This window comes from Abditibacteriota bacterium (assembly GCA_017552965.1).
GTDB lineage: Bacteria > Armatimonadota > UBA5829 > UBA5829 > UBA5829 > RGIG7931.
Window position 1 is genome coordinate 1 of sequence record JAFZNQ010000046.1, and the last position, 6265, is coordinate 6265.

Here is a 6265-nt window from a genome sequence, read left to right on the forward strand (position 1 = left end):
GCGATTAAGCGCTGCCCCGGCAGAGGGACGCATCTCGCTTATCCGCCGTCATCCCAGCGGCAGCCTGCGGGCTGCCGTTGGAGAACTGTGGGGGCACCGACGGCCGCAGGCCGTTGGGGGGTCCACGCGGCGGAGAGTAACGAGCGCTGCGATTGAGCGTTGCCCCGGCAGAGGGACGCGCTCCGCTTCTTCGCCGTCATCTCAGCGGCAGCCTGCGGGCTGCCGTTGGAGAACTGTGGGGGGACCGACGGCCAAAGGCCGTTGGGGGGTCCACGCGGCGAAGAAGACATATTATCACACACCGCGGATATCAAACAATGTTCGTCTATATTACCACGAACCAAAGCAATAGAGTGTTCTACACCGGAGTGACAAACGATCTGTTTCGCCGGATGTATGAGCACAAGAGCGAGCTGATAGAGGGCTTCACGAAAAGATATCACCTTTCAAAGCTGGTGTATTACACTGAAATATCGGATAACACCGAAGCGATCATACTTGAGAAGAGGCTGAAGAAATACCCCCGCGACAAAAAATACAAGCTGATCAGGAAAGAGAATCCCGAGATGAAGGACTTGTCCGAGGATTGGGACTTCGGTGAACTGGGGCTGCCTGTGGAGTACACGCATTTTCACGGCAACTGAGAGTAAGGGGCTTTTCCGACCGCCGTCTATGGCCCCCCCAACGGCATAAAATGCCGTCGGTGCCCCCATAGATCTCCAACGCCTTTCACTGCGTTTCGGCGCTGGGATGACGGCGGGTTGGGGCTTATCGCCCGTTTGCGGCGGAGAAGTGAAAGCTCCCGGTCTTTGTAGGAACAAGCATTATGAAACACACTATACTAACATTACTGCTGTGCGCCCTGGCGGTCCTTATTCCGGCTGCCGGCGCGGCGGCAAAAGGAGACACAGTGAACAGAGCGGAATGGATGGCGGGTCATTACGGCATCATGACCCACTGGTTCGTGTATCCCGACCTGGCTCTCCCGGAGGGGACTCAGGAGGAGCGGACCGCATGGTTCAATGAGCAGGTGGACGCCTTTGACGTGAAGACCCTGATGAAGCAGTTTGACGAGACCGGGGCCGAGTGGCTCATTTTCACCCTGGCCCAGTCCAACGGCTATTTCAACAGCGCGAACCCCTTTTTGGACCGGGTCTATCCGGGGCACACTCCCAAGCGGGACCTGGGCCTTGAGATCGCCCGGGAGGTCAAAAAGCGGGGCAAGAGGTTCATCATCTATCTCCCCGGCCAGTTCAACAACACGGATCAATACGCCAAGGGCCTGGAGGAGGCCTTTTGCTGGAAAAAGGGCGAAGACAACTCGGTGAACCCGGAGTTTGAGGACTGCATGGCGGCCCTGTTTGAGGGCTACGCCCGGAAATACGGCCGCCTCTGCGACGGCTGGTGGATCGACGGCTGCTACCACGAGCTCCACCGGGAAAAATGGGACTGGGAGCGCTGGTGCCGGGCCATGCGCAGCGGCAACCCCGACAGCGCCGTGGCCCTGAGCGACGGCTCCTTTTGCATCGGCATCCTGAAGCCCCTGTATGACGGCTGCGACTATTTCGGCGGGGAGACCCACGACATCGAAAAGGGCATGATCCGCATCGACGCCACCATAGGCCCCAAGGAGGACTACGGCGAGGGCAAGAAGTTTTATCTCAATGACGAAGGCTACGTGCGGGTGAAGGGTGAGCGGCCCCGGTTTTTCGTGCCGGCCACCCAGTATATCTGCGGCCAGCAGCTCCAGTCCCTCATGTGCCTGGACCAGCCCTGGTCGGAGATGCCCGTGGAGTGGAACAGCTACTCCGCCGAGGAGCTGGCCATGCTGGCCCGGAACATGAAGCGGGCCAGAGGCGGCCTCACCATCAACATCCCCAACACCGGCAACGGCTCCCTGCAGCAGAGCACCGTCGATAAAGTGGCGGAGATGGGCAGGCTCATCAAATGAAAGCCGTCAGCAGCTGGAGCTTTGCTCCCTACACCCCCCTGCACCGGCCCGAAAGGGCCCGGGGGCCCTACGTGACCCGGCTGGCTCCCTTTGCGGGGGGCTTCCGGGCGGACTTTATCAACAACGCGGCCCCGGGCAGCCTGCACACTGTCCGCTGCGGCAAAAGGGACGGGGAGCTCACGATGACCCGGGAGGCCGCGGACCACGCGGTCTTTGAGGGCCTGGAGGACGGCGCGGACTACCGCTTCACCGTCACAGACGGAGAGGGAAGGAGCGTCTCCCGCCTGGTGCGCCCCGGCGAAGCCCCCGGCGCGGTGATCAACTACCTGCACCCGGAGGACCCGGAGTATGCCTTCAGCGGCAGCTATCTGTGCTCCCCCTCCCTGGTGCGGCTCCCCTCCGGCACCCTCATCTCCTCAATGGACGTGTTCAGGGGAGAGGCTGCGCAAAACTTGACCCTGCTGTTCTCCTCCCCGGACCGGGGCGCCACCTGGCGCTATCTCACGGAGCTGTTCCCCTGCTTCTGGGGCAAGCTGTTCGTTGCCAAGGGCGAGCTGTATATGCTGGGGGTCTCCCGGGAATGCGGGGACCTGCTCATAGGCCGCTCCCTTGACGAAGGCAGGACCTGGTCCGCGCCTACCCCCCTGGTGCGGGGCTCCAGCCTCACCCGGGAGCCGGGAGTCCAGCGGGGCCCCATGCCCGTGCTGGAGCATGAGGGCCGGCTGTGGACCGATTTTCAATACGGCACCTGGACTGAGAACTATTTCGCCACGGGCATCCTGTCCGCCGACCTCTCCGGCGACCTGCTGGCCCCGGAGACCTGGACCGTCAGCGAGCTCTTTGACCCCGACGGCAGCCCGGTGGAAAGGCCCGGCGCCCTGGAGGGCAGCGTGGTGGCGGGCCCCGACGGCCGGCTCTACGACCTGCTCCGCTATCAGCGGGGCAAGGCCCTCCTGCTGTCCATTGACAAGGACCGCCCGGACCGGGCCCCGGAATATGAGGCCATCATCGACTGCCCCACGGTGGACTCCAAGTTTGACGTGATCTGCGACCCGGTGAGCCGCCAGTGGCTGGCCCTGGTGAGCTACCCCGCCTCTATCCCATGGACCCGCCGCAACCTGCTGTCCCTCATCAGGTCCGAAGACCTGAGGACCTGGCAGTTCGTGCGGCACGTCATCGACCGGTCCTGGATGGACCCGGACACCACCGCCTTTCAATACGTGAGCTTTTTGATCGACGGGGACGACCTCCTCTTCCAGAGCCGCACGGCCCTCAACGGCGCCCACAACTTCCACGACGCCAACCTGGCCACCTTCCACGTGCTGAAGAACTTCCGCCGGGACCTGTAGAAGAGCATTCCCCCTTGCAGCGCAATGCGCCTGCAGGGGGGCTAAAAGAATAAGCCTTGCGGCGGCGCGCTGGTGGTGAGCCACGGGGCGGACATCCGCTCCATGGAGGTGCAGAACAACGAGAGCATGTATATCAATTTCATTGATTTTGTCAACCGTGAGATGACCACCGCCATTCTCGGTTCTACCCGTGCAACCATGGAGGCCAAGCACGGCAGCAAGGCGGACAGCGAGACCAGCCTGTCGCTGGTCCGGGACCGCATCCGCTTTTACCGGCAGCTCCTGGCGGAGGCCATCAGGGACCAGCTGCTGTTCCCCATTGCCGAGGCCAACTTCGGCCGGGAAAGGGCGCTCCGGGAGACACCCGTTCCCGAGTTCATTCCCGATGACCGGGAGGACCTGGTGAGCTACGGAAACATGATCGCCGCCCTCTACTCCAAGGGCTTTATAGACAAGTCCCAGCTGGAGGAGATAGACCCTATGCTCCGGCTCCCCAAGAGGAAGAAGGACCCGGCCCGGGAGGAAGAATAGGCAGGGGGTTAACGGAGAAGGATTTTTTACGTAACGGGTTGATTATATACGGAAACGGCTCCGCGAAGCGCGCGCTTTGCGGAGCAGTTTTTTGTGTGGGCGCGGCCCGGCGGTCATAATTGCCCCGGCGGTCAATACTAAGTCATTGCGTCGCTACTTATCTGTAATCTCCCATTCTATATATTGATCTTTCGAATCTTTATAATGCTCCTTCAGGAACTCGTTGCATAGCCGGAAATGATAGCATTTGTGGAAGTATTTTTTGCTCCGCGGAGACGGATGCCCCGTCATAAGCACCAGGTGCTTTTTTTCTCCGGTATTGTCACTTATTATCACGGAAGTATTAACTATATGGTATCCCTTTTTAAGGTTAGGCTTTATCTTTAATGCATTTTTAAAAAATGTTTCCTGTGCCTTATCTCCCCAGAGCATAAACACCACGTGATTCTTGCCTTCAGTGATTATTTTGCGGAGTACTGCTACGGTAAAAGGCCTCCACAATTTCAAATGTTTATCTTGTTCCGATTTACAGTATGTCAGCGCCGAGTTCAGCAGCAGGACACCCCGTTCGGCCCATGGGGTCAGGTCGCCGTTATTAGGAATAGAGTATTTTTCAAGCTCTAGTTCAGCGAAAATGTACTTAAGGGAGTTATTATTTGGAATCGGTTCTTCTCTAGGAAGAGAAAACGCCAAGCCTGTGGCTGGAGTTGGATCAGGATACGGATCCTGGCCCAGGATCACGCATTTGATATCCTTAATGTCAGCATGTTTAAACGCATTGAAGACGTTCTCTTTAGTCGGTTTGATGTTCCCCGAATTCAGAATTTTAAATAGATCATCTGTTATTTCGCAGTCTTCAAAGAATTCCTTCCATTTGGGCTGTATCCCATCCATACACTCTTTAGGAATTTTCTTGCTCATAAGTAGCCTCCCTTATCACTGCAGTTCGTTATCAGGATGATACACTATTATTATACGATTTTCCGAGGCTTTTTGATGCCTCGCAGCTGTCTTTCCGTTTGTCCCGTTGGTCTGGTCGGTGACCGGGGCTGGAGGCTCCGTGACAGGGGCTTTCATTCCCATGTGTCCTGGGACACAGGCGGCGAAAAGACATTAATCCGTTCGGGACAAAAACAGGCGGCGGAGGAGTTCCCTCCGCCGCTCAATTAGTCGGTTTCCTAAATATAGCGCTTCAGATATTCTTTTTCGGCCGGTGTTTTCGTCATACAATCTATTATTTGTTTCACGGTAAGAAGCTTGATGTCAAAATTGAAGTCATCGCCATATCGTATTTTGCCTTTCTTATTGATCAGATCTATAACTGGCTCCGAAAGACCATAGAACTCACCGAATTCGTCATAGTATTCCTGCTCAAGATCATTTTCGTATTTCTCATGATCAATGCCGGTTCCTTCTAAAAAGCCAGCATCTGGTATTGTCCAGATCCCGTCTACGAGAGTGATCTTCGATAGTTTCTCCGGAAAAGAGCCGAATTCTTTCTTTTTTAAGTAGTCACGGCAAAAGAGGGCTGTACAAATACCGCAGAGATGAAGATAAAACTGAAACGCGTCAAAATGCTTGTATTTACAAATGTATTTATCTTTACTTTCCTTGTCGGTCAGATTTTTTCGCAGTTCATCCAGCTTAGTAAAGAGATCTGGTTCTGTCGGCACTTCTTTGTCCGGGTTCGGATAGTTATTTTTGTTTCCGTAAGACTTGGCCAGTTCTTTTGGTTTGTCCCCTCTTACCCACTCAACCATCTTTATTTCAAAGAGTACTATTTCACATCCATTTTCTGCTTTTTTATTTAGATAGACATCTACAAAGGGGGTAGCCCCATTGACTGTGGTCGCTACAAGCTTTTTTTCATATTCAAGTTTAAATTCGCCCGGTGATACTCCGAGAGCGGCAGGAGCGTTCTCATTCAGAGTTACAGTTTTGTTTCCGAAGATGTTAAACGCCATTGCCGCAGAAGAATGAAGAGCGCACATAGGAGAAGGGGAAAGGGGATTCCCGTTGGAACTCCTGTACTGATCAAGATGTTTAGGATCTATATTTGAAGGGTGTTGTATCAGTGTACCTCCATATTCCTTTCTTTTGATATTTTCGCAGTCATTAATCAGATTATCTTCATAATTCCTGACGTAATATATATAACACGGGTCCAGGAACTCGTCTTTAATTACGCCTTTATCTATGCAGCGTTTTTTTACTGCTGGATATAATACAGTGTCAGGAATACAATTCAGCTTTTCTTCAGCCTTTTTGCTCATGATTCTGTAAGTCCTCCATTTTACTGGTTTTTATCTCGCTTCCATTATACCACATATACACTCATGACTTCCCAAACCCCTTCCTATTTCCGGGTTCCTTATAGTTTGTAGTTTGACGAAGCAGGGGGGTCCGCCTTGCGGCGGCGCGGGAGCGCCGCCGC

General features: G+C 55.0%; 6 protein-coding genes. 4 read left to right on the forward strand and 2 right to left on the reverse strand.

What is annotated here, in order from left to right; genetic code table 11:
- Positions 1-317: 317 nt before the first annotated feature.
- The 4 genes from IK083_04760 to IK083_04775 all read left to right on the forward strand — a co-directional run bounded on the left by IK083_04760 (position 318) and on the right by IK083_04775 (position 3831).
- Complete coding sequence (locus IK083_04760) at positions 318-644, forward strand: GIY-YIG nuclease family protein (protein MBR4748867.1); 327 nt, start codon at positions 318-320, stop codon at positions 642-644.
- Between the two features lie 182 nt (positions 645-826).
- Entirely contained in the window at positions 827-1951 is a 1125-nt protein-coding gene (locus IK083_04765) for an alpha-L-fucosidase (protein ID MBR4748868.1), read from the forward strand.
- On the forward strand, positions 1948-3300 hold the full coding sequence (locus IK083_04770; protein MBR4748869.1) for an exo-alpha-sialidase: 1353 nt from the start codon (positions 1948-1950) through the stop codon (positions 3298-3300). The genes IK083_04765 and IK083_04770 overlap by 4 nt, the downstream gene beginning before the upstream one ends.
- A gap of 72 nt (positions 3301-3372) precedes the next feature.
- Entirely contained in the window at positions 3373-3831 is a 459-nt protein-coding gene (locus IK083_04775; protein ID MBR4748870.1) for a DUF935 family protein, read from the forward strand.
- 153 nt (positions 3832-3984) lie between these two features.
- Here the strand turns inward: IK083_04775 and IK083_04780 are convergent, their stop codons facing one another.
- Together IK083_04780 and IK083_04785 are read right to left on the reverse strand one after the other, a co-directional pair.
- Positions 3985-4752: a uracil-DNA glycosylase gene (locus tag IK083_04780; protein ID MBR4748871.1), complete on the reverse strand. Its 768-nt coding sequence runs from the start codon at positions 4750-4752 to the stop codon at positions 3985-3987.
- A gap of 257 nt (positions 4753-5009) precedes the next feature.
- Positions 5010-6104: a hypothetical protein gene (locus IK083_04785; GenBank protein ID MBR4748872.1), complete on the reverse strand. Its 1095-nt coding sequence runs from the start codon at positions 6102-6104 to the stop codon at positions 5010-5012.
- Positions 6105-6265: the final 161 nt, after the last annotated feature.

Excerpts from the sequence above, each read along its gene's own strand:
- IK083_04760 (MBR4748867.1), top strand. The coding sequence starts at position 318 with ATGTTCGTCTATATTACCACGAACCAAAGCAATAGAGTGTTCTACACC.
- IK083_04765 (MBR4748868.1), top strand. The coding sequence starts at position 827 with ATGAAACACACTATACTAACATTACTGCTGTGCGCCCTGGCGGTCCTT.
- IK083_04770 (MBR4748869.1), top strand. The coding sequence starts at position 1,948 with ATGAAAGCCGTCAGCAGCTGGAGCTTTGCTCCCTACACCCCCCTGCAC.
- IK083_04780 (MBR4748871.1), bottom strand. The coding sequence starts at position 4,752 with ATGAGCAAGAAAATTCCTAAAGAGTGTATGGATGGGATACAGCCCAAA.
- IK083_04785 (MBR4748872.1), bottom strand. The coding sequence starts at position 6,104 with ATGAGCAAAAAGGCTGAAGAAAAGCTGAATTGTATTCCTGACACTGTA.